The organism is Haloarcula sp. KBTZ06 (assembly GCF_048595605.1).
GTDB classification, from domain to species: Archaea; Halobacteriota; Halobacteria; order Halobacteriales; family Haloarculaceae; genus Haloarcula; species Haloarcula hispanica.
In genome coordinates, this window is the sequence record NZ_CP184340.1 from 153,989 (window position 1) to 177,791 (window position 23,803).

Sequence of the window (23,803 nt, forward strand, 5' to 3'; positions counted from 1 at the left end):
TCGTGGAGGGTTACCCCCGTCGGCCTATCTCCGAGTGCTAATCCAACCGCCGTCCGAGAGATCGAGGGACAATCTTCAAGACATCGCAATGGCTCTGCTTGAAACATCACGGATTCTCGTATGGACGGACAATCTACCCACCCCCGCAAGGCCCAGCTCGACAAGGAAGAACGCGAGCATCTCGAAGCCGTCGTCACCGAGATGCGCGACCGGGTCGAGGCGAACGTTCGCTACCAGCTCGAAGACGAGTACGGCCTCGACGAGAAGCCGGACACCGTCGGAGCAAGCGCCGACGAGTCCTCCCTCGCTGCCGCTCGCGAGGACGGCGACGCGTCCCTGAGCGAGACGCAGGAAAACCTGGTCGAGGCTATCGAACTCGAAGCCGCCGATGGCCACGATTGGGAGGACGCTCACGAGCAGTATATCACGGGCGTCGGCTACACTATCGTCAACCGTCTGGCGGCGCTCCGTTGTATGGAGGTTCGGGACTTCATCGACGACGAAGTCACGTCGTTCCGCGACGACGGTCTCACGCCGGCCGCTGACCGGTTGGTTACTGAGGAATTCATGCTGGAGGAGGAAGCCGTCCTCGAAGCCTATCGGAACGAATGCGACGCCCTCGCTGATGAAATAGAGATCCTCTTCGACCGCTCGACCGCCTACAGCCTGATCGACCCCGACGACGACACCTACGAAGATCTCTGCGGAATGCTGGACGAGGTCCCCGACGAAGTCTGGCGAGGCGACGACGTGCTGGGCTGGGTGTACGAGTACTACAACGTCAAACTCCTCGATGACCTGCGTCGGAAGGGCGACCGCGAAGGATTGGAGCCCGAAGACGTGCCGGCGGCGAACCAGTTCTACACGCCCCATTGGGTCGTCCGGATGCTCACCGACAACTCGCTCGGCAAACTCTATCTCGAAGACAACGGAACGCTGCAGGAGACCGTCGAAGCACAGGACGCGCTGACGCCGGACGAGCGCAAGAACCGGCCACTCTCCCCCGACGAATCCCCGGACTTGGCGGATTTCTGTACCTATCTCGTTCCCTCGGAGGAGGAAGGCGAGCCACCGGCGTTCGACGGCCCAGAAGACATTCGCGTCATCGACCCGGCCTGTGGAAGCGGCCACTTCCTCCTGTACGCGTTCGACGTCCTGGAGCGCATCTGGCGAGCAGAGACCGACCTTGACCACGCGGAGATTCCGCGGGAGATTCTGCGGCACAACCTCCATGGTGTCGACCTCGATATGCGGGCCTGCCAACTGGCCGCGTTCAATCTCTATCTGAAGGGGCGGACGCGTGCCGAGGCCGAAGGGGCAACTGGCTTCGATATGCCAGAAGTCGGCATCGTCTGTGCTGACGCGAAGGTGGCCGACATCGAGGGCGTCGAGGAAGTGTTCGACGAGGTCGCTGATGGGAAGGATGATGTTGAGAACGCACTGCGGCGGATTCTCGATGCATTCGAGGAAGTCCACGGCCTCGGAAGCCTGCTGGATGTTCGTGGGACGCTTGGCGAACTGTTTGAAGACGGAATTGATCAAGAGAGCGTCCAGATTACTCTGGAAGATGACCCGACTGAGCATCACACGCTCGGGCAGATTCTCCACAGCCTTCGAGAGGCTGTTGACGAGCACCGGGAGGAAGACTCGTTCTTAGCGCAGGATTTGCGGAGCTTCGTACGCCTGTTGGATGTGTTGGCACAGGACTACGATGTTGCGTTGATGAATCCGCCGTACGGGGCGCAGAACCGAATGCCTGATGTCGTTCAAAATTACGTAGACGAATATTACGAATATACTTCTGAATTCTATATTAATTTCTTTGAAGTGTGTAATAGAGTTTCGAAGAAAAATGGCAGAATTGGAATGCTTGTCCCGTGGAGCTTTATGTTTAAACGGTCATTCCAAGATTTCCGTGAGGATCTCGTCGGGGAACGGGGAGGTTTTGATTTCCTCGCAGAATTTGGCTACGGCGTTCTTGACAACGCGACAGTAGGAACTGTTGGTACAGTTATTAGATCAAGAGCTGAAAATAGCCCGAAAGGGACATTCCTACGATTACATGATGTCGAGACTAAACAGAAAGAAAACTCATTCTTGGAAACTCTGGTAGAGACTAAAAATACCGATGTTCCACGATATTACGAAGTGGACCTGTCAGAGTTCTCAGATATACCCGGGAGCCCTATTTGTTATTCTATACCCCGAACGGTTAGAGACCTACATAAGACTGAGCTGAAATTAGATGCAGAAAGAGCAGATATAGAAGGTACTAGTGTGGCTAACGCTGTGCAAGGCCTGTCAAGCGGAAATAATGATCGGTTCATACATTATCACTGGGAAAGTGATTCCAGTGGAGGTTCTCTTCCAATCTCAAGAGGGGGTAAAGACGCGTGGATTCTTCCAAAAGTGACTGAGACGGCCCAATGGGAAGAAAACGGAAAAGAGATGGCTAGAACCGATTCCTCACTTCTTCGTAATCAAGAATTCTACGGTGAAGGTGGCCTAACGTGGACATATGTGAAAAGAACTGGCCGACGGTTCGGATATTTCCCGGAGGATAGTCTCTTTGATTATGCAGGTTCGATGCTTTTCCCTGAAGAGGACATTTCTCGGTGGCAAATGTTAGCCGCTCTTAATTCGAATCTCTACCACTGCCTATTCTTATCAATAACCACAGAAAGACATTGGAATGTAGGTGAAGTAGGACGAATTCCGTGGAGGCGTGAACTCGAAGAGCTGAATAAATTGGGTGAGTTGGCACGAGATCAATACCGCGTAATGGTTGAGAGTAGATTGAACAACCCGACTAGTCCATATTATATTGCTCCATCATTACTCCCCAAAGAGGAGGCAACTGGGTTCTTCTATGACCATTCACACATAGAGAAAGCAAATGAGGTAATAAGCATAGAATATCAGGGCGACTCTTTTGATAAAGATCTGAGGGAACTAGCTCGTAAGGCCGAAACAAGGAAACTTCAGTATCGACAAGAACTAGAGTCACTTGCTAATCAGATTGACTCGATAGTATATTCTGAATTTGGTATATCAGATAGCATCCGTGAAAATATTGAAACCGAAATCTTCCTCCGAACCTCCGAAGACCCCGAAGACCGCGAAGTCCCCGACCCTGAGTCCGTCCCTGAAGTCCCCGACAACCTCGACGAGCAGGTCAAAGACCTCGTCCACCACTTCGCGATGGAGGCTGTCCGCGAGGAATCTGATGGCATCATCCCAGTCGAAGGCGCGGACGAACAGGCGGATATGCTCGACCGTATCGTCGAGCGGTTCGAGGACGCATACGGTGAGTACGCCGAAGACCGACTCGTCGAAGTTGACGACATCCTCGGGGCCGAGTCCGCCGCCGACGAGGCCTACCCCAACCTCCGGGCGTTCGTCGAGGACGACCTCTTCGCCTACCACGTCGACACGATGGAGAACACGCCGATCCTCTGGAAGCTCAGTACGGCGCGGCTCCTCGCCGACGCCGAGAGCGAGGGCTTTGCGTGCTTCGTCGACTATCACCAACTCGACGCCAGCCTCTTCGACCGCCTCGGCAACACCTATCTCGAACCACGGAAATCTGCCCTCCGCGACCGGCAAGCGGCGGCGAACCAGCGCCGGAACGACGAGTCGCTCTCTACGAGCGAACGCGCCGACGCGACCGAGGAGTTCGAGTTCTGTTCGAGCGCCCTCGAACAGATCGCAGAATTCGAAGCGGTACTTCAGGAACTCGGGTCGACGAGCGAGCGGGACTTCGACGACGGCGACCGCGAACGCGTGGACGGACTGGCCCCCAAGGTCGCCGCGTTCCGGGAGGAGACTGCGGCACGCATCGAGACGCTCGAACGACTTCGCGAGGTGAACGGCGAGGAGTGGTTCCAAGACACCTTCTCCGATGGCTTCTGGGACAAGGTCGACGAGTGGCGCGACGAGTGGCTGGACGCCCTCGGAGAACTCGAACACGCCTGCGAGGAGTACGCCAAGCCCAGCGACGAACCCGTCGAAGCCCACCTTGCCGACCTCTTCGACTACTTCAACTGGCGGCTCAAGGGTTCGGACCACTACTCCAGCACGGGCATCCTCTTCATGACGTACTACTTCGAACGCGAAGGGAGCGACCTTCTCGATGAGGACGGTGAGCCATTCGGCACCCTCACCGAAGATGAGGAACTGCTCGCGTCACTCGCGACGGGCATCGACGACGCGTCCGTCCTCGACGAGGAGTACCTCCAACAGATTGCAGCCGAGGAAGATGTCGACGACGTGGACGAACTCCCACCGTTAGCGGAGTTCAAGGCGCTCGCCGCGGAGATCGACGACCGCTGCCAGACTGTGGACAAACAGATTCCCGCGGACTGGTCAGACCGAGCGCTGTCGGAAATCACGACCGCTGGCTATCAGCCCATCCACAAGCACGGCGTCGCGATCAACATCACGCCGCTGGCCGAGCAAGACATCGTCCCCGAAATCGTCGAGGACAAAGTGCTGTAAGTCGGACCCATGAGCAACGAAGTCGAATTCCCGGTCGGGAAAGCGATTCTTGCGATGCTCTGCGGAGCATCGCTGTTCCCGATTAGCTACCCTGTATCGTACTTTTTCGGGTACCTCGGCGTACTGAGTTGGGACTCCGTCGCGATGTGGGGCTTTCTTGGCCCGATGTTCGTCATCGGTGTCCCAGTCGTGCTGTATGATCTCCCTGAGCGGTTTGCGGAGAAGCTGACCGGGTACTGGCTACTCGTGGCTAGCGTCGGGTGGGTGACACTCATCAGTACAATGCAGTTTTTCAATTCAGACGTCCCAGAGTCACGTATGAATGTCTACGCGATGGGCACGACGTTGCTCATTGTTGTTTCGACTCTCTCGATAGCAGCCTACCTTGACTACACCAACGCACCGGTAGACGAGTATCTCGACGGTCTCCGTCCCAACTGATTATGCAAGCAACGCAAACGCTCCCCGAAGCCGCGAAAGACACCATCCGAAAAAAGTTCGACCGAGCCGAATCAGCGGACCCGATTGTCCTCTGGTGGGACGACGGGAACTACCTCGAAGACATCATCGAGCAGGCCTGCGACGAACTCGGCGTTCACCTGAAAGTCGCCGAGGAGACGCCGCTGGAACTCCGTGCCAACCCGGTCGACGGCGAACAGGTCTGGTACGTCCCACACGTCAAAGAGCCCGAAGACGCCGAGGGCGACTTCGACTGGTTCCGCGACGTCGAGCACACGGGCGGCGAGGTGGAGATGAGCATCGAAGACCTCACCGTCCACGCGTTCGAGCGCGGACAACTCGATGCGTGGGAGCTGAAAACTGCAACGCAAGCGGACGATCCCGCAAAGCGCCGCGAGATTGCGCGGATTCTCCACGACCAGCTCACCGGCGGGCAGCTCCCGACGCTCGAACAGCTCCGCACGCAGATCGTCACCGGCGGCTACACCGACCCGGTCGCGTTCGTGCTGGAGAACGGTTGGGGGGACATCGACGACAGCCCCGACACTATCGAGCAGATGCAGGACTTGCTGACCAGCGAGGGCGTCAACGCGGTCGCCAGCGAGGACGAACCCGCTGGGATCGTCGCGGCGACGCGTCGGTGGGCCGTCGCCGAGTGGCTGATCCACGCCGGTGTCGACGCCGAACGGTTCCCGACGGAGTGCCGCGCCGAGACGGCCGGCGATCACGACCTCCCCGAACTCAAGTCGCTGTTGAACAACACCACCTCGGCCGGTCTCCTCGCCGACCGCTATCTCGGCGAAGCGACCTGGCCCGACGTCGTCGCGGCCGTCGACGACCCGTGGGACCTCGCGGACTGTCTCGTCGACGCCGCGCTCGAACGTCGTCTCTGGGAGGAGTGGCACGCGTCCTTCGACGCCGGCGACTACGAGACGTGTCTCGAGCGCGCCGAGGAGCGGTACGACGCTCTCCTCGGGAGTGAGGACTTCCGGGGCACTTACCGCGGTGCCTACGGCCCGGACAGTCCGTGGACGCAGACGTGGGAGCAGGCCGCGGAGGTCGCCCGCCTCGCACACCAACTCGAGACGTGGGACGAGAGGGCCACCGACGACGTCGTCTCGCTGTACGCTGATCCGGACGACGGAACGTGGCAGATCGACAACGCGATGCTCAACCTCGTCGTCGCCGGCGCGCCCGAGTCCGACCTCCCTGCCGACCATCCTGCCGTCGATACCCTTGACGACCTCCGCACCCAGCTCCAGTCGGAATACGTCGAGTACCTCGAAGCCCTCGGCGACCGCGTCACCGAAACTGTCGAGGCCGGCGCTCCGTTCGTCGACGAGGACCACTCCTATCAGTTCTTCACGAAGGAGTCCGCCGGCCTCGAAAGCGGCCAGACGGTCGCACTGTTTGTCATCGACGCCCTCCGACTCGACCTCGCGCGCCGGCTCGCGGACGAGTTGCGCGACTACGTGGCGACGCTCCCGGCCGACGCCCCCGAGTTCGCCGTCGACGAAGACGTCTGGCTCGGGACGCTGCCCTCGGAGACCGAGTTCGGGAAGGCCGCACTCACGCCGGGCGAGATCCAGATGTTCGACGTCTCGCTGGTCGACGGCGAGTTACAGCCCCTTCGAAACAACCGAAAGGTGAACACGAACCGGCGGAACTCGCTGTTGGGCGGCGACGGCTGGACGGTCACTCGCGACACCGAGGACGGCTGGCAGTCGACGCGCGTCGCCTACTTCAAAAACGACCTCGACGACATTGGCGAGAAGGAACTCAGCGACCTCGAGGCGATGCTGGCCCGACGCGTCGACTCGCTCGCGGAGTTTATCGGGACGAAGCTCGAACAGGGAGAGTGGGACCAGGCCTACGTGCTGACCGATCACGGGTTCGTCCTGCTCCCGGACAACGCGTCGCCGGAGAAGATTTCTCGGCCGACGGAGGCGTCAGACTCCGGTCGGCGATGGATTGCCGGCGAGGACGTAGACGCGGATTCACCCGGCGTGTTACTCGACTCCAGCACCCGGCTGGGGTATCTCGATGCCAACGTCAGCGTCCTGGCGAGCCCGCTCAAGCGGTTCAAAAAGCAGGGCCTCGGGGACGCACGGTTCTACCACGGTGGCCTGCTCCCACAGGAGTTCGTGCTCGATTTCATCAGCATCACGCAGGGGTAGCTGTCCTGGTCGAGCCATCGCGATGGGGCAATATTCAAGAGACCACAGTTGTACTGGGAGAATATCACTGACTCTCATATGGATGGGAACGCTCTGGCCCCCCGAAAGGCGCAACTCGACAAGGAAGAGCGCGAACACCTCGAAGCGGTCGTCACCGAGATGCGAGACCGTATCGAGGCGAACGTTCGCTACCAGCTCGAAGCGTCTGATCTGGCAGACCGTCCTGATGACGCGTCCCTGAGCGAGACGCAGGAAACCCTCGTGGAAGCTATCGAACTCGAAGCCGCCGATGGCCACGATTGGGAGGAGGCCCACGAACAGTACATTACGGGCGTCGGCTACACGGTCGTCAATCGGCTGGCCGCGCTTCGCTGCATGGAGGTCCGGGACTTCATCGACGACGAAGTGACGGCCTTCCGCGACGACGGCCTCACCCCGGCCGCTGACCGGCTTGTCACCGAGGAGTTCATGCTGGAAGAGGAGGCCGTCCTCGAAGCCTATCGGAACGCGTGCGACAAACTGGCCGCGGAGATCGAGATCCTCTTCGACCGCTCGACCGCCTACAGCCTGATCGACCCCGACGACGACACCTACGAAGATCTCTGCGGAATGCTGGACGAGGTCCCCGACGAAGTCTGGCGGGCCGACGACGTGCTGGGCTGGGTGTACGAGTACTACAACCGTCCCGTTGTCGAGGCGCTCGACGCGAAGAACACGCTCGAACCGGAGGACGTGGGGCCGGCGAACCAGTTCTATACACCGCACTGGGTCGTCCGAATGCTCACCGACAACTCCCTCGGCAAACTCTATCTCGAAGCGACTGAGCAGGAAGACGCCGTTCCGAATCCGGACGCTCTCAGCCCCGAAGAGCGCAAGGAACGCTTGGTCACGCCGGAGGACAGCCCGTCCGTTCCCGAACTCTGTACGTACCTTATCCCTGACGAGGAGGCCGGCGATGCACCGGAGTTCGATCATCCGTCGGAACTGCGGGTCATCGACCCGGCCTGTGGGAGCGGCCATTTCCTCCTCTATGCGTTCGACGTACTGGAGCGCATCTGGTGGGCCGAAACCGATCTCGACCGCGCCGAGATTCCGGCGAAGGTGCTGGAGCACAACCTCTACGGCGTCGACATCGACCTGCGCTCGTGTCAGCTCTCGGCGTTCAATCTGTATCTGAAGGCCAGAACACGTACCGAAGCGGAAGACGGCCAGTTCGAGATGCCCAGCGTCGACATCGTCTGTGCGGACGCCCGCGTGGCGGACGTCGAGGAAGGCGCAGAAGTGCTGGACGACATTACCGGCGAGGGAACGGACCTGCGTGCTGCGCTGGGAGAGATCATCGACACGTTCCAGCACACGGAAGCCCTCGGGAGCCTGCTGGACGTGAGCGGGACGCTCGAAGACGTGTTCGAGAGCGGTCAGACGGACCTCTCGGACTGGGGCGACGGAACACACCAGTCGCTGAACTCCTTCTTGAAGGCACTTCGAGAAGCCGTTGGTGAGCGCTCGTCAGATTCGTTCGGCGAACAGAACCTCAAGAGTTTCCTGAATCTGCTGGTAGTGTTAAGCCAATCGTACGACGTGGCGCTTATGAACCCGCCGTATGGTTCGGGGGGACGAATGCCGGACACCGTGCAGGAATACGTCGAAGAGAACGAGAATTACAAATATACGACGGAGTACTACATCAACTTCTTCGAGGCGTGTGATCGGCTGGCCAAAGCCGACGGACGCACGGGGATGCTCGTTCCGTGGTCGTTCATGTTCAACAAGTCCTTCCAGACCTTCCGGGAGGATTTCGTCGGTGGGAGAGGTGCGTTCGACTTCTTCTCAGAGTTCGGGTACGACATCCTCGACAACGCGACCGTCGGCACTGTCGGGACAGTTGTTCGCTCCGAGGCAGACAGCGGGCAGACAGGGACGTTCATCCGCCTCCCGGATGTTGCGAAGGGTGAGAAGGAAGGGGAATTCATCCGCGCGTCTTTCGAGGGTTCTGAAACCGGTGTCAAGCGACTCTATCACCGAGACCTGTCCGAGTTTGCGATGGTTCCCGGCACGCCGCTTTCTTATTGGGTGCCACGAGGCCTGCGAAGCATCTATCAGTCCGATACCGTTCTCGACGCGGATAATGCGGGCTTAGAGGACCGGGAGACGCTTGGAGACATCAAACAGGGTACCGCAACCGCAGACGATTCCCGGTTCGTGCATAAGTTCTGGGAAGACAGGGGCGCTGAATGGGTGCCGTTTGCGAAGGGGGGCGCTGATGCGTGGCTTTTGCCTCGAATAAAGAACACCCTCCTCTGGGGAGAAGACGGGACGGAAGTCGATAGATACCCCAAATCCTACCCCCGCAATACAGACGCCTACTTCAACGAATCATTAACGTACACCGTCGCAAAGCGAAGCGGTCGGAGGTTCGGGTATCTCCACGATTCGTCCGTCTTCGGTCACAAGGGCTCGGTTCTGATTCCGGATCGGGCTATCTGGAACGCCCTCTCGTACACGAATAGCCATCTATTCACGTATCTGATGCTTGCACAGACCTCCGAGCGAATGTGGGAAGTCGGGTTCGTCTCGAAAGTCCCGTGGCGGACAGAACTCGAAGAGATCGACGAACTGGCAACCCTCGCCCGGGAAGCCGTCGGGCACCTCATCTCGAAGCGGCAGTACGACTTCGTGTCGCCGCATTACGATGGGCCTGTCCTGCTCGATGCACTCGGTGTCGATGACCCGCTACCGCAGTACGATCATCCACACCGCGAGCTTCGGGACGAACTTTCGCTCGATAGCCCGACACAAACTGTGTCCACGGCAGACTCGCTCAATCAGGTCGGAACTGCCGCCGCGAAACACTTGGCGCGAGTCGAGCAAACCCTCCAGTCCTGTGCGAACGACATCGACGATGCCGTCTTCGATTGCTTCGACATCACCGACGGGCAGCGCGAAACGATCCTTCAGGAGATCGCGCTCCGAACCATCGAAGATCCACGCGAACAGGAAGTGTATGCTCCAGCGGCCATCTCAGAGCCGTCTAGCGACTTCCCGGAACAGGTCAAAGACCTCCTTCTCCACTTCACGCTCCGAGCGATCAACGACACCGATGACGGCATTATCCCGCTTTCCGAAATCGACGGCACGGACGACCTTCTGACCCACATCGAGGCGGAGTTCGAACGTGTCTGGGGCGAGCACGCGACCGACCGCCTCGCGGAAGCCGACGCGGTACTCGGGAACCGCAACGCGAGCGACGAAGCGTACCCGAACCTTCGGGCGTGGCTCGAAAACGACCTGTTCGAGTACCACGTCGCGGAGTTCGACCGAACGCCGATCCTCTGGCGGCTTTCGACCGAGCGACTCGTTTCCGACGCCACGGGCGAGGGCTTCGGCTGTCTCGTCGATTACCATCAGTTGGACGCGAGCATCTTCGACCGACTGCAGAACCAGTATCTCGAACCGCGGCGGACGCACCTCCGCGAACGCCAGGCGGCGGCAAACAGCCGTCGGAACGACGAATCGCTCTCGACCACTGAGCGAGCCGACGCCGCCGAAGAGTACGACCAGTGTGAGAGCGCCCTCGAACAGCTCAGCGCGTTCGAAGAACGGCTTGGCGACCTTTCGCAGGCCACCCCGAGTGACTGGCCCAGCGTGAATCAGGAACGCGCGGCCGAGGCGGCCGAACGCGTGGCGGAGTTCCGGGAGCGGACAGCATCACGGCTAGACACTCTCGAAACCCTCGCCGACCTGAAGGACGTAGATATGGCAGACCTGTTCAGTCCCTCGTTCTACGAGACGGTACAGGAGAACAAAGACGAGTGGGTCGATGCGCTCGACGACCTGCAGACCGCCTTCGAGGCATACGCCGAAGACGGCTCAGAACCCGTCGAAGCACATCTCTACGACCTCTTCGAGTACTACGACGATCTCGTCGGCTCCTCCCACTACGCGAGCAACGGGATCCTGTTCATGACGTACTACTTCGAACAGTTCGAGGATGCCGAGCAGTCACAGATCGGAGACACCGGCGTCGCCGAGCGGCAGCGACTGCTCGCAGAACTCGCGGCCGACGTTGACGAGTATCGGCAACTGGCCGACGAAATCGCTGCAAACTGCGACGAGGTTGCGACCGATATCTCCGGCGATTGGGAGGAACGGGCGCTCTCAGAAGTCGTGACCGCAGGCTACCAGCCCACCCACAAACACGGCGTCGCGATCAACATCACGCCGCTCGCCGAGCAAGACATCGTCCCGGAAGTGGTGGCGGACAACGTACTCTGAGGCGGTGGGGAACCGATCTCCGTCAGAGGAGGTGGCTGACAAGGTTCAAGAGTCTATGCCGTTTTGGAACACGTAGCACTCGATGACGGATTCTTCATTCTCGTCCGGGCAACGAGTCCTTCTCAACGGAGCGCCGGCTGAAATCATCAAAACACAGACAGTCGGCGAGATCGAATATTTGAGAGCATACATCGACGGGAAAGGCGTCAAGACTGTCTGTCTCGACGATGTAGAGATTCAGCCACAGCAGTCCGGAATCGAGGAACTGGCCAACCAGCGAATCGACGACCTTCATCCGGATCACGATGCGGTCGCGGCGCAGTGGTTCGACCTCCGGACGCAGGCGACGAAGCTCAAACTCGCTCACGAACAGGGACAGCTCCTGAGCATCTCGAACTCGCTCGTTCGGCTCGAACCGTATCAGCTTGACGCCGTAAACTGGGTGATGCAGAAGCTCCGGCAGCGGGCGCTTATCGGTGACGACGTCGGGCTCGGGAAAACGATAGAGGCGGGCCTCGTCCTCAAGGAACTCGCTGCACGGAATCGCGCTGACCGCGTCCTGTTCGTCGTTCCCGCCCACCTCCAGAAGAAATGGATCCGGGATATGGACCGCTTCTTCGACATCGACCTGACCGTGGCAGACCGCGCGTGGGTGGAAGGTGAGCGCCGACGGCTCGGCGAGGAGGCTAACATCTGGGCCCAAGACCAGCAACGGCTCGTCACCAGCATGGCGTTCCTGCGGCAGGACGAGTTCCGGCCTGCACTCCGGGACGCGTTCTGGGACGTCGTCGTGGTCGACGAGGCCCACAAGGCTGCAAAGCGGGGGGACTCACCGAGCAAGACGGCACGGATGATTGACGCTGTCACGGGGAACTCCGACTCGTTGCTGCTTCTCAGCGCGACGCCACACGACGGGAAGGGCGAGGCGTTCCGCTCGCTCGTGGAGTACATCGATCCGTTCCTCGTCGCCGAAAACCAGGAACTCTCACAGGAAACAGTCGACCGCGTCATGATCCGTCGCGGGAAGACCGACATCTACGACGAGGACGGTGAACGCGTCTTCCCGGACCGCGAGGTCAACTCGGTATCGGTCTCGATGACCCACGACGAACGACAGTTCTACCGGGCTGTCACCGACTACGTGAAAAACGTCTACAACCGCTCGGAGAAGCTGAACGAACCCGCAGTCGGGTTCGCGATGGCGCTCATGCAGAAACGACTGGTGAGCAGCGTCGGCGCGATTCACGCGACGCTCCGACGACGACTCGACGACCTTCTCGACGAAGAGGCAGAAACGGACGGGCTTTCCGAGGAAGCACGAGCCTATCTCGACGGCGAGGATCTAGACGAGGACGACAAGCAACACGCGGAAGACGAGATCGCCGGTCTGACCGTCACCAGTACCGACGAACAACTCCAAGAGGAGATCGATACGCTCCGCGACCTCGTGTCGCTGGCGGAGGATCTACCGGTCGACTCCAAGGCCCAGAAAGTCAGACGGTTCATCTCCCAACTCCTCGAGGAACAGCCGGACGAGAAACTCCTGTTGTTCACGGAGTACCGCGATACGCTGGACTACCTTCTCGAATTCGTGCAGGACGAGCCGTGGGCCGACGAGATTCTGGTGATTCACGGCGACGTTGACAAGGACGAACGGACCCGGATCGAAGACGAGTTCAATCACGGGCAGTCACGACTCCTGTTCGCGACCGATGCAGCGAGTGAGGGGATCGATCTCCAGCACAGCTGTCACATCATGGCTAACTACGAGCTTCCGTGGAACCCGAACCGCCTCGAACAGCGGATCGGACGCATCCATCGCTACGGACAGGAAGAGGAGGTCAAGGTCTGGAACTTCCTCTTCGACGACACCCGCGAGAGCGAAATCTTCGAAATGCTCCAGACCAAGGTCGAGGAGATCCGCTCCCAGCTCGGAAACACAGCGGACGTGCTTGGCATCCTCGACGACATCGACGTGGATGCGCTCATCATGGAGTCCATCGAGAACGACGACCCGCCGAGTGCGACCAAAGCGGAACTCGAGGAGCTGATCGAGGAGCGCCAGCGGACGCTCGAAGAGTGGTACGAGCGGAGCCTCGTCGATACGAGCACGTTCGACGCGGAGAGTCGCCGGCAGATTCAGGAGGTCGTCGACGAGTCAGCGGACGTCTACGGAAGCGAGGGAGACATTCGCGAGTTCTTCGAGCGAGCAGTCGAAGCCTTCGGAGGCGAATTCGAGAAACGCGGTACCAACCTCTATCAAGCCGAGTTGCCTGATGGGATCAATTCGCCCGGCCAAGATGCGACGTTCGGCCCGTTCACGTTCGACCGCGACTTCGCGATGGATCACGAGGACATCACCTACCTCGCTCCGGACACGGACGTCCTGCAACGGCTCATGGCACGCGTGTTGGAGGACGAGCGCGGTGCGGTCGGACTCAAACTGCTGCCGTTCGTCGACACGCCGGGGATTACCTACAACTATCGCGTGGCGTTCGAGGACGGCACTGGCGATGTGATTCGTGAGGAGACCATCCCCGTCTTCGTGGATGCGACGCAAGGGGACGCTCAGCAGGCGCTTGGTGAACGTGTCGTCGAAGGCGACTCGGTAGCAGCAAAGCCCGACGTCGACGACTTGCGAACGGTTCTCGACGCTCAATCCGACTTACGGGCGGCCGCTGACCGGTACGTGAGCGTGCGTGTCAACGAGATCAAGAACCATCTTCAGGAGAAACGTCACAAGGAGACTGCCCAGGAGTTGGAAAATCTCGAGGAGTATGCACAGGCGGAACGAGAACGGATCGAGGCCTTCATCGAGGAGTACGAGCGCAAATCCGACGCCGGCTCGGATATGGACATCGCGATCCGTGGCCAACAGGAGCGACTTGCACAGCTCGAAGAGCGAATCGAGACACGTCGCCGTGAATTAGAGCGCCGAGAACAGATCATCTCACTGGCGCCCGAGGTTGAGAACTACTGTTTGACTCTCCCATTATGAATCGGTTTCTGAATGAGACTACCTCAGTGTCGTAATTGCGACGGGCTCGCTGACAGTCGGCTGAATAATTTGCCTTCCGAGAGAGCGTTCGTGGCCGCGCAACAATCACAGAACCGATAGACTGCAAGCCGATATCACAACTGTTTTTGTTACCAACTGTGTACCGGTAGGTGGGTTCTGGTCCTCGCTCCATTTCCCCCTTGAATCCGATTCAGATCATCGATTGGCCCGAGTCCAGAACCTGTCGTCGTGGATGACGACTTCGAATGGTGCGTTGCACGCCACTCCCCCCCGGCTGCCCACCATTCCGTTGCTGACCTGAGTGAGGGGATAGCAGTCCTCGTGATACGTATCCGGGAGTTCGTCTGCCGTCACTACCACGTCTCTCCAGCAGCGGGGCGGCCACAGACTGGTTCGGGTATATCAGCGTGGCTCTGGTGTAAGACATCGTAAGCTCACGTATACCCATTGGGGCGAGCATCACGGTTAGGCAGGAGATCCACTCCGGTATCCGGGCCGCACCGACGGCCCCGATATCCTACCTTCTTGCGGAATGACTTGTCTCGCGACGCTGTATCCGTCGATAGAGGCACTCGCAAAACGGAGAGTGGGGAAACCAGGTTGGCAGACACTGGCGTTGGCCCCACTATCAATATACAGCCCAAACATATAAGTTTTTTGATAGATGCTTTACAATATTATGTATTTGTCTGGGCGGATAATAATAGGCGATACGAGCGGACTGCTCGCCTACATTACTTTCTTGCGCAGATAGGCCGAGATGGCTTCACTGATGAGCACAAGGCCCAGAATCGAGATGAGGATCGTCAGGACTGCTTCCCAGTTGAAGTAATTGATCTCAGTCTGGAGCGGGACGCCGATCCCGCCTGCGCCGACGAACCCGATGATCGTCGACGCTCTGACGTTGATATCCCATCGAAGCGTCGCGACACTGATGAACGCCGGCTTGATCTGTGGAACGATACTGTAGATGAGCACATCAATCGGCGATGCTCCGGCTGCAGTGATCGCTTCGACAGACCCGCGGTCGATCTCCTCGATGGCTTCCGCGATTAGCTTTGCAGTGAACCCGATCGATCTGATCGAGATCGCCAGCACGCCAGCGAGGGCCCCAGGGCCGAAGATAACCACGAAGATCAGTGCCCAGATGATGACGTTGACCGAACGGGTAAACGAGATGATGAACTTCCCCAGCAGGTACGCCGGCTTGTTGGGCGACGTGTTGCTGGCTCCGAGGAACGCAACCGGGATCGCCATCACGATGGCCAGTGCCGTTCCCAGAATCGAGATATTGATCGTCTCGAGCAGCGGCCCGACAATAGTCCGGGAGTACCCCACATTGGGGGGATACATCCGGCCGAAGAGGTCGGCCAGCTCACGCGGGGCAGTCACGGCGTAGCCGTAATTCACTTCCATGGCGCGCCAGGCTGCGACGAGGATGACGAGTCCAGCTAGCAGCCCGAAGAACCGGAGTAAGCGCTCACGGCGATCGAACCGGCTCCATGAGTCAGTGCTGTTTGACATTATTGGATCCGCCTCCGAGCGAGAGCGCTGACACCTTCACCAACCATGACGATGGCGACGATGACAGCGATAATTGCCATGCTAAACTGGTAATCGTACTTATCGAAGGAGTTCAGCAGCGTGATACCGATACCGCCCGCTCCGACGATTCCGACGACAGTGCTGTGTCGGAGGTTGATGTCCAGGCGGTAAATCGACAGGCCGACGATCCGGGGCATTACCTGCGGGAGAACGCCGTAGAGATACGTCTGAACGGGTGTCCCGCCGGCAGCAGTGATCGCCTCCATCTGCCCACGATCGATGTCTTCGATCTCTTCTGCGAGAAGTTTCGCGAAGAATCCGATCGTTTTGAACGCGAGGGCAAGGACACCAGCGAGCGGACCGAATCCGACCGCTTTGACCATAATGATCGCAACGATGAGCTCGTGGAGTGAGCGCGTGACTGCAACGATGCTGCGACCGACGTAGTAGACTGGCTTCGGCGAGAGGTTATTGGAAGCCATGACAGCGACCGGCACGCTGACGATAATACCCATTGTCGTGGCGACAATCGTCATCACGATACTCTCGACGATCCCCTGTATGAGGAGTTCCCGCTGCGACGGAGTGTACGCTGGTGGGAGCATACTCGTGACGAGTTCGACACCAGCTCCGATCCCTCGCACGAACCGGCTGGGAGAAATCCGAAGGTTCCAGAAGCTATACGCGAAGAACAACAAGATAAGCCCGTAGATGAGATACTTGACTTTCTTGTTGTAGAAGACTGTGGGCCGCTCCCAAGATCCTTCAACGGCCGATCCAGATTCAGCAGCCATATTGATTAGTCACCTCGTTCAGCAATGACGTCGTCAGATCCGGTGCTGCTACCAGCACTCGGCTCTTCGCGGTCCGCAATGGATTCACCACCGCGGTAGATTTCGTCTCTGGCTGCCTGATCCAGATCGTCAGGTGGGCCGTTAAAGACGATCTCACCGTCACTGAGTCCGATGATCCGGTCCGCGTAGTCGACCGCCAGATCGACTTCGTGGATGTTGATGATGATCGGGATATCGTCTTCGTGAGCGATGTCCGTCAAGAGGCTCATAACCTCCCGGGAGGTATCGGGGTCCAGCGCACTCGTCGGTTCGTCAGCGAGCAGAATTTTCGGCCGCTGAATGACGGCACGGGCGATACCGACGCGCTGTCGCTGGCCACCGGAGAGTTCATCTGCACGGTTGTTCTCGACGCCCTCTAGGTTCACCCGACTGAGGATTTCCCGTGCGCGCTTGATATCCTCTGGTGGGAAGTTCCGACGGAACGCGTTCCACGTACTGAGATAGCCAAGGCGGCCGGAGAGTATGTTCTCCATCACCGTGAGGCGCTCGACGAGATTAAACTCCTGAAATATCATGCCCATATCGCGACGGACATCGCGAAGGGCTGATTTGTCCAGGCCGGTCACCTCTGTATCATCGAGCGAGACACGCCCGCCAGTTGGCTCGGTCAGCCTGTTGATACTACGAACGAGCGTGCTTTTTCCGGCCCCGCTTGGCCCGATGATCGCAACGATCTCGTTACCACTGACTTCGAATGAGACACCTTTGAGTGCTTTATCACCGGAGTCGTACGTTTTTTCCAGATTATCTACAGTGAGCATTATTCGGTTCTCTTCTTAGCCTTCGATGTTCTCGGTGTTGTACTTGATGTCGTTGTTCTCCTGAATCTGGAGGATGATATCGTAGACAGTGGCGTAATCAATCTCCGTCCATTTTCCGCGACCACCGAAGACCTCCGCGATCTTGGTGTCCGAGTAGTCGTAATCGAGGAATGCCGCCCTGATACCTTCCTGAATTTCTGGTTTCAGGTTGTAGCGGTAACAGAAGCTCGTTGTGGGGAACGGGTTGCTGGCCCACACGACTTTGAGATTCGTCGGGTCAATGTTGTCCGCCTCCGCAACACGCGTGACACAGGTGCTACAAACGGGGGCAGCGTCGTAGTCATCGTTTGCCACTCCGAGGATACTCTGTTCGTGCCCGCCGGAGTAGCTCACTTCGTAGTCGTCTCCCGGAGTAACGCCCTGGTTCGAGAACAGCGCACGCGGAGCGAGGTTCCCGGAGTTAGACGACGGTTCGGCGTGTGCGACACGCTTGCCTTTGATATCCTCAAGCGACGAGATGTCGTCGTTATCCGCCTGTGTGGCGAGCCACAGCCGATAACCGAAGTCACCCTCCTTCGAGATCTGGAGCGAGAACGGGACAGCGCCGGCCAGATTCACAGCGAACGGCGTTGGCCCAGTGGAGAACCCGGCGACGTGGAGACGCTCGGATCGCATCGCCTCAATCTGGGACGCGTACGAGTTGAGGGGGAAGTACTTGACCGATTTCCCCGTCTCTTCGGCGATGTTGTCCATCAGCGGTTGCATCGTATCCCGGTAGACTGCCGGGTCCTCCGTCGGCGTCATCGCAAACGCGATGCGGTCCGGGTCAATCAGGTCGTCTTGATTACCGGGAGTACTCTGGACGGGGTTACCGTAGCGGGGCTTCTCGCGCTCCTTCATGTTCTTCAGGTCCTGCAGGGACCCCGTCTCGAACCCTGCCTCGATGAGCGTCTGCATCAGCTGCGGGAACTCCGGGTTCGCCGGATCGAACTCGGGATAGTTGGTACTCTGTCCGGAACTACCGTCGCCACTACTGGAACCGTCACTGCTATCAGTGCTGTCACCACCAGACGCTTCGGTGTTCTGGCTACTCTCCTGAGAACAGCCTGCAACGCCCGCTGCAAGCGCAGTAGCGCCAATTTTCAACACAGATCGTCGGTCAACTGGGTTCTGTTTCATTGTCGACGCAGACATGTGCGAAACCTGGGTTAAAAAGTATTTATGTTTATATCTGACAAAACAACAAACCCTTTGTACCGAGTTTTAGATGCTCTTCACATAGAATCTAGAATAAGTATTAGAAGTAGATATATAGAAGATACTAGACACTAAGCAGTAATCGAGGGCGATCTTCGAGTTCCGCAGGAGCCACGGCAATATTCAAGCGAGCCTCAAGGCCAACACCTATTACCCATCAGTATATTTGTCTCCATATAGAATATAGTAGTATATAGACTATATAAAAATGACGGAACCACCGTTTGTAAGATAAGATGACTGTAATGAGTGCAATCGCGAATACGGCTGTTTTCGGAGGTATAGAGGGGATAACTGTCGATACTGAGATACTCCACCTATTTATTGCAGGTGCACTGGGTATGCTGCTCGGGCTCGAACGAGAGTGGGCCAACAAGTCTGCGGGAATCCGAACGTTTACGCTGACGAGTCTGGTCGGCGCTGCCGCAATGTCACTCGACGAGAGGATACTACTTGCCTTGGGAGGGGCATTGGTACTCGTGCAAGGGGGGTTGCTCGGGATCCGGGGAATAGTCGCACAGTGGACCAGCGACGATAGTGAGTTGGAGTTCGGCCTGTCTCTGACAACCTCGACCTCGTTACTTGTCGCGTACGCGGTCGGAATACTGGTCGGAGCCAATCACGTTCTGATCGGCGTCATTATTGGCATAACGTCGTCGTTCCTGCTAGTCCTTCGAAGGGAGCTACACGAGTTTGCGAACCAGCTATCGCGAGAAGAAGTACGCAGCGCAGGTGAGTTTGCGATCATCTCGTTTGTCGTGTATCCGCTCCTGCCCGGCGGGACGTATGGGCCATGGGATGCGATCGATCCGAAACTGGTCTGGATGCTCGTGATCGCAGTCAGTGGGATCGGGTTTGTCAACTATATCGTGATGCAGCGATACGGCAGCAAGGGGATCGCTGTAACTGGCTTCTTCGGCGGGCTGGTGAACTCCACTGCCGTGATCGGCGAAATCGCGGGCAGGGCAAAGAACAATGCGGGGATCACAGAGCTCGCAGTCGGAACGATACTGATCGCTGATGCGGCGATGGCGGTCCGTAATTTAGCGATCATCGTTGCATTCGTCCCCGAGTCGGCTGTCAGTGTTGGACTCCCGCTCGGCCTGATCGCGATTAGTGGCGTCGGACTCGCATATTACGATAGCGACTGGGAGGGAGATCTGGAACTGGATTTCGACTCGCCGTTTAGCAGTGCAAATGCGCTGAAATTCGGCTTGCTCTTCCTCGCTGTCTTGATTCTGACCGCCGGAGCACAGCGCATCTTCGGAACAGCCGGGTTCCTGATTACGAGCTTCCTCAGCGGCATCGTATCGAGCGGCACGACGACAACGACCGCAGTGACGCTGACGTCGACCGGTCAGATATCGCCGGCAGTAGCGGCGCAAGGCGTGCTGGCCGGGACGCTCTCCAGTATACTCGTGAAAATCGGGTTTGCAACAAGTATCAACCGCTCACTGCTAGCGCCGGTGGTGCGAAAGTCACTCTACCTGTCGCTCATCGGGATCGGTGGCGTGGTTATCAGTATCCAATTGATATGAACAGTCAGAGCTATCAGCGTGTTTCGAGGGTCGCCGCGGCCCCTGCGGCAGAGGAAGCGCCTGTGATCACGTCGGCAGCGGCTTCTGCCGAAGCGTCACCGTTCGAGATGGAGGAACTCTAGATGACGTACACCAGTGCCATCATCGACCTCGACGGGACGATATATCGCGGGGATTCGTTAGTCGAAAACGCTGCAGAGGGGGTACGGACAGTACGTAAGGCGGGGCTTTCGACGCTGTTCGTCACGAACAAGCCGATCGACCGGCGGGAGAAGTATTGCGAGAAACTGAACGCGCTGGGCATCGATTGCAGCAGTGAGGACATAATCACGTCCGCCACTGCATCAGCGGACTATCTATCCGCGCAGCACCCGGAGCGCGAAATCTACGTCATCGGCGAAGACGCTCTGGTCGCGGAGTTGCGTGCCGCCGGATTGAAAACGACGTCCGACCCCGAACGAGCGGGCACTGTGATCGCATCACTTGATTTTGGTTTCGATTACCAGGCGCTACAAGATGCGCTAATCGCACTTACCGAGAACGACGCGCTTTTCGTTGCGACCAACCCGGATCGAACGTGTCCGGTAGATGGTGGTGAGATACCCGATGCAGCAGGGATGATCGGGGCAATAGAAGGAGTTACCGGGCAGGAATTGGATCAGTTGATCGGCAAGCCGTCCAACGTAATCCTTCAGATGGCGCTGGAACGGCTCGGTGGCGAGCCGGAGCGCTGTCTCATGATCGGTGATCGCCTCGGGACAGACATCAGAATGGGGAACCAGGCCGGGATGGAGACGGTACTGCCGCTAACTGGCGTTACCAGTACGGCGGACTTAGAGGAGAGTGACGTGAGCGCGGACCACGTCGTGACCGACCTTTCAGAACTGGCAGCTATCGTAGAAAACGGACAGTAGGTCCGGAAACAGGGGAGTAACTGTTTCCAGGGGTCTCGATACCCAGAGCTCAGTCGAGCACTCCGGGGTAGTCAGCGATGATTCCGTCGACACCGGCCTCGACCAGTTTCTCCGCCTGATGCCAGGTCGTTATCGTGTACGGGATTACCTTCCGACCTTCCTCGTGTGCGGTCTCGACCAGATCGATCTCGGCGAAATCCGGGTCTTCGAGGTAGTAGTCCTCGTTGAAGAAAGGCGTGTTCATGATCATATTGTACGGCGGCTGGATGTACTCCGCGTCCAGGTCACGGACGATAGAAAGACCGTCCTCGATTGAATCCCAGAACAGGTACGCGATCGGAATACTGGCGTCCGCGTTTCGGACGGACTCCAGCGCAGCCTTCTGGAACGACTGGATGATAACGTCGTTTTCGTGATGCGAGAGGACTTCGAGTGCCTGTTCCGTGAACGGATCCCAGGTCTCGACATCGGATTCCGACGCGTCGTCGTCGGGAGAGACACCAGCGGCCTTCCACTCGATGTCGAGTGGGATACTGTCCGGAGTCGCTTCGACGAACTCGTCTAGTCGAGGGATTGTCTGTCCGCTGTCACGGATTTCAGCGTTCAGAACCGTCTGCACGTCGTTCTCCCAGACGTACCCTGATTCGTCTGTCAGGTCGTCTAGCTTATCGTCGTGGAAAACGACGATTTCGAAGTCCTCACCCTTCCAGGGCTTCCCGCCTGCAGGCACAAGGTCACATTCCATCATATCGGTATTGTACTCGTGACTGCTGGGACCGCCGTACGCCGCCTGCTGAACTGCGGCGATGGTGTTTTGCGGATACAGACCGCGGTAGCCACGGTGTGCAGCGAGGATCGGTGGAGAAGCGATGGGCGGTTCGGTACTGCTGTGATCGTTTTCCCTGCCAGCCGCAGTGCCTACAATGGAGCCCAGTGCGGCAGCAGACGTACTCTTTAGCACGGTTCGACGGCATATGTCTGGTATTCGAACCATTCCGTGGCCTATTACCTACACAATCTATATATAACTATTGATTGCACATATCAGTATATACTATTGCGTTTTCTTGAGTTTATTTGGGTTATACAGCAGTAGAAACGGCTGCAGAGTGGATGTATATATCAATATATAGCATAAATGCCGGTTGAATCCCCAGCTTCGTTGTATTGAGACTACATGTAGCAAGCTAATCGGACGGAACTGGGCTTGCACAGCGCTCTCGCTAGCAGCGGCTCTGAGACAGCGCTCTGCCACTATCCCCGTGGTCGCGCCGGTCGTCGCGTTCGAGAAGACCACAGCACCGGATCGAACCGAAAATGTCGGTGCCCGTCCCTTCTATCGGAGGATCGAGAATCGGTCGGAAAACCTAAAGAGTGCTATCGATGGGGCTAGTTTCTTCGGGTGGTTGCGCCGCCGCTGCGTGATAGATGGCCTCGCCCGTCTGTGGGTCGAACAGGTGGAGCCGCTCGGTCTCAACTGTCAACGCAACTCGGTCGCCCGGCTCGACGGCCGTTCGGGGTTCGGCGTGTAGTTTGAACTCCTGATCGCCGGTCCGACACTCCAGCAGGAGGCTATCGCCGAGCGGTTCGGTGACGGTTACTTCAGCGGCGAACGAGCTTCGGTCGGTCGAATCAGCTACCGAAAGGCTCTCCGGCCGAACGCCTAGCAACGCCTGTCCTCCGGCGGCTGTTTCCAAGCCGTCGCCGTCGGGTAACGGGATGCGAAACGTCGGTCCGACGGCCTCGTATTCAGTCCCATCACGGGAGATATCCACGGCGAGCATGTTCATCGCAGGGTCGCCGATGAACTCCGCGACGAACCGAGTCTCGGGGAAGTCGTACAGGCGCTGTGGGCTGTCGACTTGCTGGATGCGGCCGTCGTTCATCACTACCACCCGGTCACCGAGCGTCAGCGCTTCTGTCTGGTCGTGGGTCACGTAGATTGTCGTGGTCTCGAATTCGCCGTGGAGTTTCGCCAGTTCAGCCCGCATCTTGATCCGGAGTTTGGCATCGAGGTTCGACAGCGGCTCGTCCATGAGGAACACCTCCGGGTCACGGACTAGTGCGCGGCCAAGTGCGACTCGCTGTCGTTCGCCACCCGATAGCTCGCCTGGCTTTCGGTCGAGCAGGTCGTCGATGTCGAGCACCGCTGTGGCTTCTCTCACTTGGCGGTCGATTTCCTCGTCACTGAAGTCGCCGGCCGACTTCATGCCGAACGTGATGTTCCGGCGCGCGGTCATGTGCGGGTACAGCGCGTAGTTCTGGAACACCATCGCGACGTCCCGGTCTTTCGGTTCGACGCCGGTGACGTCCTGGTTGCCCATCTGGATCGTGCCGTCAGTGGCCCGCTCTAGCCCGGCGATCAGCCGAAGCGTGGTGCTTTTGCCACACCCACTGGGCCCGACGACAGTCACGAACGCCCCGTCCGGTATCTGGAGGTCGATGTTTTTGACGGCGACGACACCATCGAATTCCTTCCGTACGTTCTGTAAGGTTACGTCAGTCAT

Annotated in this window: 13 protein-coding genes; 7 read left to right on the forward strand and 6 right to left on the reverse strand. The window is 58.5% G+C overall.

Annotation, left to right across the window (positions count from 1 at the left end):
- The first annotated feature begins 120 nt into the window (after positions 1-120).
- The 5 genes from pglX (ACNO8S_RS19125) to ACNO8S_RS19145 all read left to right on the forward strand — a co-directional run bounded on the left by pglX (ACNO8S_RS19125) (position 121) and on the right by ACNO8S_RS19145 (position 14,406).
- Positions 121-4,497: a BREX-5 system adenine-specific DNA-methyltransferase PglX gene (pglX, locus tag ACNO8S_RS19125; RefSeq protein ID WP_420183120.1), complete on the forward strand. Its 4,377-nt coding sequence runs from the start codon at positions 121-123 to the stop codon at positions 4,495-4,497.
- Between the two features lie 9 nt (positions 4,498-4,506).
- Entirely contained in the window at positions 4,507-4,938 is a 432-nt protein-coding gene (locus tag ACNO8S_RS19130; RefSeq protein WP_050036529.1) for a hypothetical protein, read from the forward strand.
- Between the two features lie 2 nt (positions 4,939-4,940).
- Entirely contained in the window at positions 4,941-7,133 is a 2,193-nt protein-coding gene (gene pglZ / locus ACNO8S_RS19135) for a BREX-5 system phosphatase PglZ (RefSeq protein WP_420183121.1), read from the forward strand.
- Between the two features lie 78 nt (positions 7,134-7,211).
- Entirely contained in the window at positions 7,212-11,408 is a 4,197-nt protein-coding gene (pglX, locus tag ACNO8S_RS19140) for a BREX-5 system adenine-specific DNA-methyltransferase PglX (RefSeq protein WP_420183122.1), read from the forward strand.
- An 82-nt stretch (positions 11,409-11,490) separates the two neighbouring features.
- The gene (locus ACNO8S_RS19145) at positions 11,491-14,406 is read left to right on the forward strand and encodes a helicase-related protein (RefSeq protein ID WP_420183123.1); all 2,916 of its coding nucleotides are present in this window, start codon (positions 11,491-11,493) and stop codon (positions 14,404-14,406) included.
- A 750-nt stretch (positions 14,407-15,156) separates the two neighbouring features.
- Here the strand turns inward: ACNO8S_RS19145 and phnE (ACNO8S_RS19150) are convergent.
- Genes phnE (ACNO8S_RS19150) through phnD form a run of 4 tightly spaced genes read right to left on the reverse strand, consistent with a single transcriptional unit; the run spans position 15,157 to position 18,781 of the window.
- On the reverse strand, positions 15,157-15,951 hold the full coding sequence (gene phnE / locus ACNO8S_RS19150) for a phosphonate ABC transporter, permease protein PhnE (protein WP_050036533.1): 795 nt from the start codon (positions 15,949-15,951) through the stop codon (positions 15,157-15,159).
- Positions 15,951-16,766, reverse strand: coding sequence for a phosphonate ABC transporter, permease protein PhnE (gene phnE, locus ACNO8S_RS19155; RefSeq protein WP_050036534.1), 816 nt, complete (start codon positions 16,764-16,766; stop codon positions 15,951-15,953). The genes phnE (ACNO8S_RS19150) and phnE (ACNO8S_RS19155) overlap by 1 nt, the downstream gene beginning before the upstream one ends.
- Positions 16,767-16,771: 5 nt before the next feature.
- The gene (gene phnC / locus ACNO8S_RS19160) at positions 16,772-17,587 is read right to left on the reverse strand and encodes a phosphonate ABC transporter ATP-binding protein (protein ID WP_008308314.1); all 816 of its coding nucleotides are present in this window, start codon (positions 17,585-17,587) and stop codon (positions 16,772-16,774) included.
- Between the two features lie 15 nt (positions 17,588-17,602).
- Positions 17,603-18,781 (reverse strand): phosphate/phosphite/phosphonate ABC transporter substrate-binding protein, encoded by a 1,179-nt coding sequence (gene phnD, locus ACNO8S_RS19165; RefSeq protein WP_191906075.1) that lies wholly within the window; start codon positions 18,779-18,781, stop codon positions 17,603-17,605.
- Positions 18,782-19,080: 299 nt separating this feature from the next.
- Between phnD and ACNO8S_RS19170 the strand changes: the two genes are divergently transcribed.
- Together ACNO8S_RS19170 and ACNO8S_RS19175 are read left to right on the forward strand one after the other, a co-directional pair.
- Positions 19,081-20,382, forward strand: a complete 1,302-nt coding sequence (locus ACNO8S_RS19170; protein ID WP_014030929.1) for an MgtC/SapB family protein — start codon at positions 19,081-19,083, stop codon at positions 20,380-20,382.
- Between the two features lie 122 nt (positions 20,383-20,504).
- Entirely contained in the window at positions 20,505-21,296 is a 792-nt protein-coding gene (locus ACNO8S_RS19175) for an HAD-IIA family hydrolase (protein ID WP_050007814.1), read from the forward strand.
- A 49-nt stretch (positions 21,297-21,345) separates the two neighbouring features.
- On the opposite strand, the gene ACNO8S_RS19180 is transcribed toward ACNO8S_RS19175, so the two are convergent.
- Both ACNO8S_RS19180 and ACNO8S_RS19185 read right to left on the reverse strand, forming a co-directional pair.
- Positions 21,346-22,290, reverse strand: a complete 945-nt coding sequence (locus tag ACNO8S_RS19180; RefSeq protein ID WP_023842940.1) for a glycerophosphodiester phosphodiesterase — start codon at positions 22,288-22,290, stop codon at positions 21,346-21,348.
- A gap of 373 nt (positions 22,291-22,663) precedes the next feature.
- The gene (locus ACNO8S_RS19185; RefSeq protein ID WP_050007813.1) at positions 22,664-23,803 is read right to left on the reverse strand and encodes an ABC transporter ATP-binding protein; all 1,140 of its coding nucleotides are present in this window, start codon (positions 23,801-23,803) and stop codon (positions 22,664-22,666) included.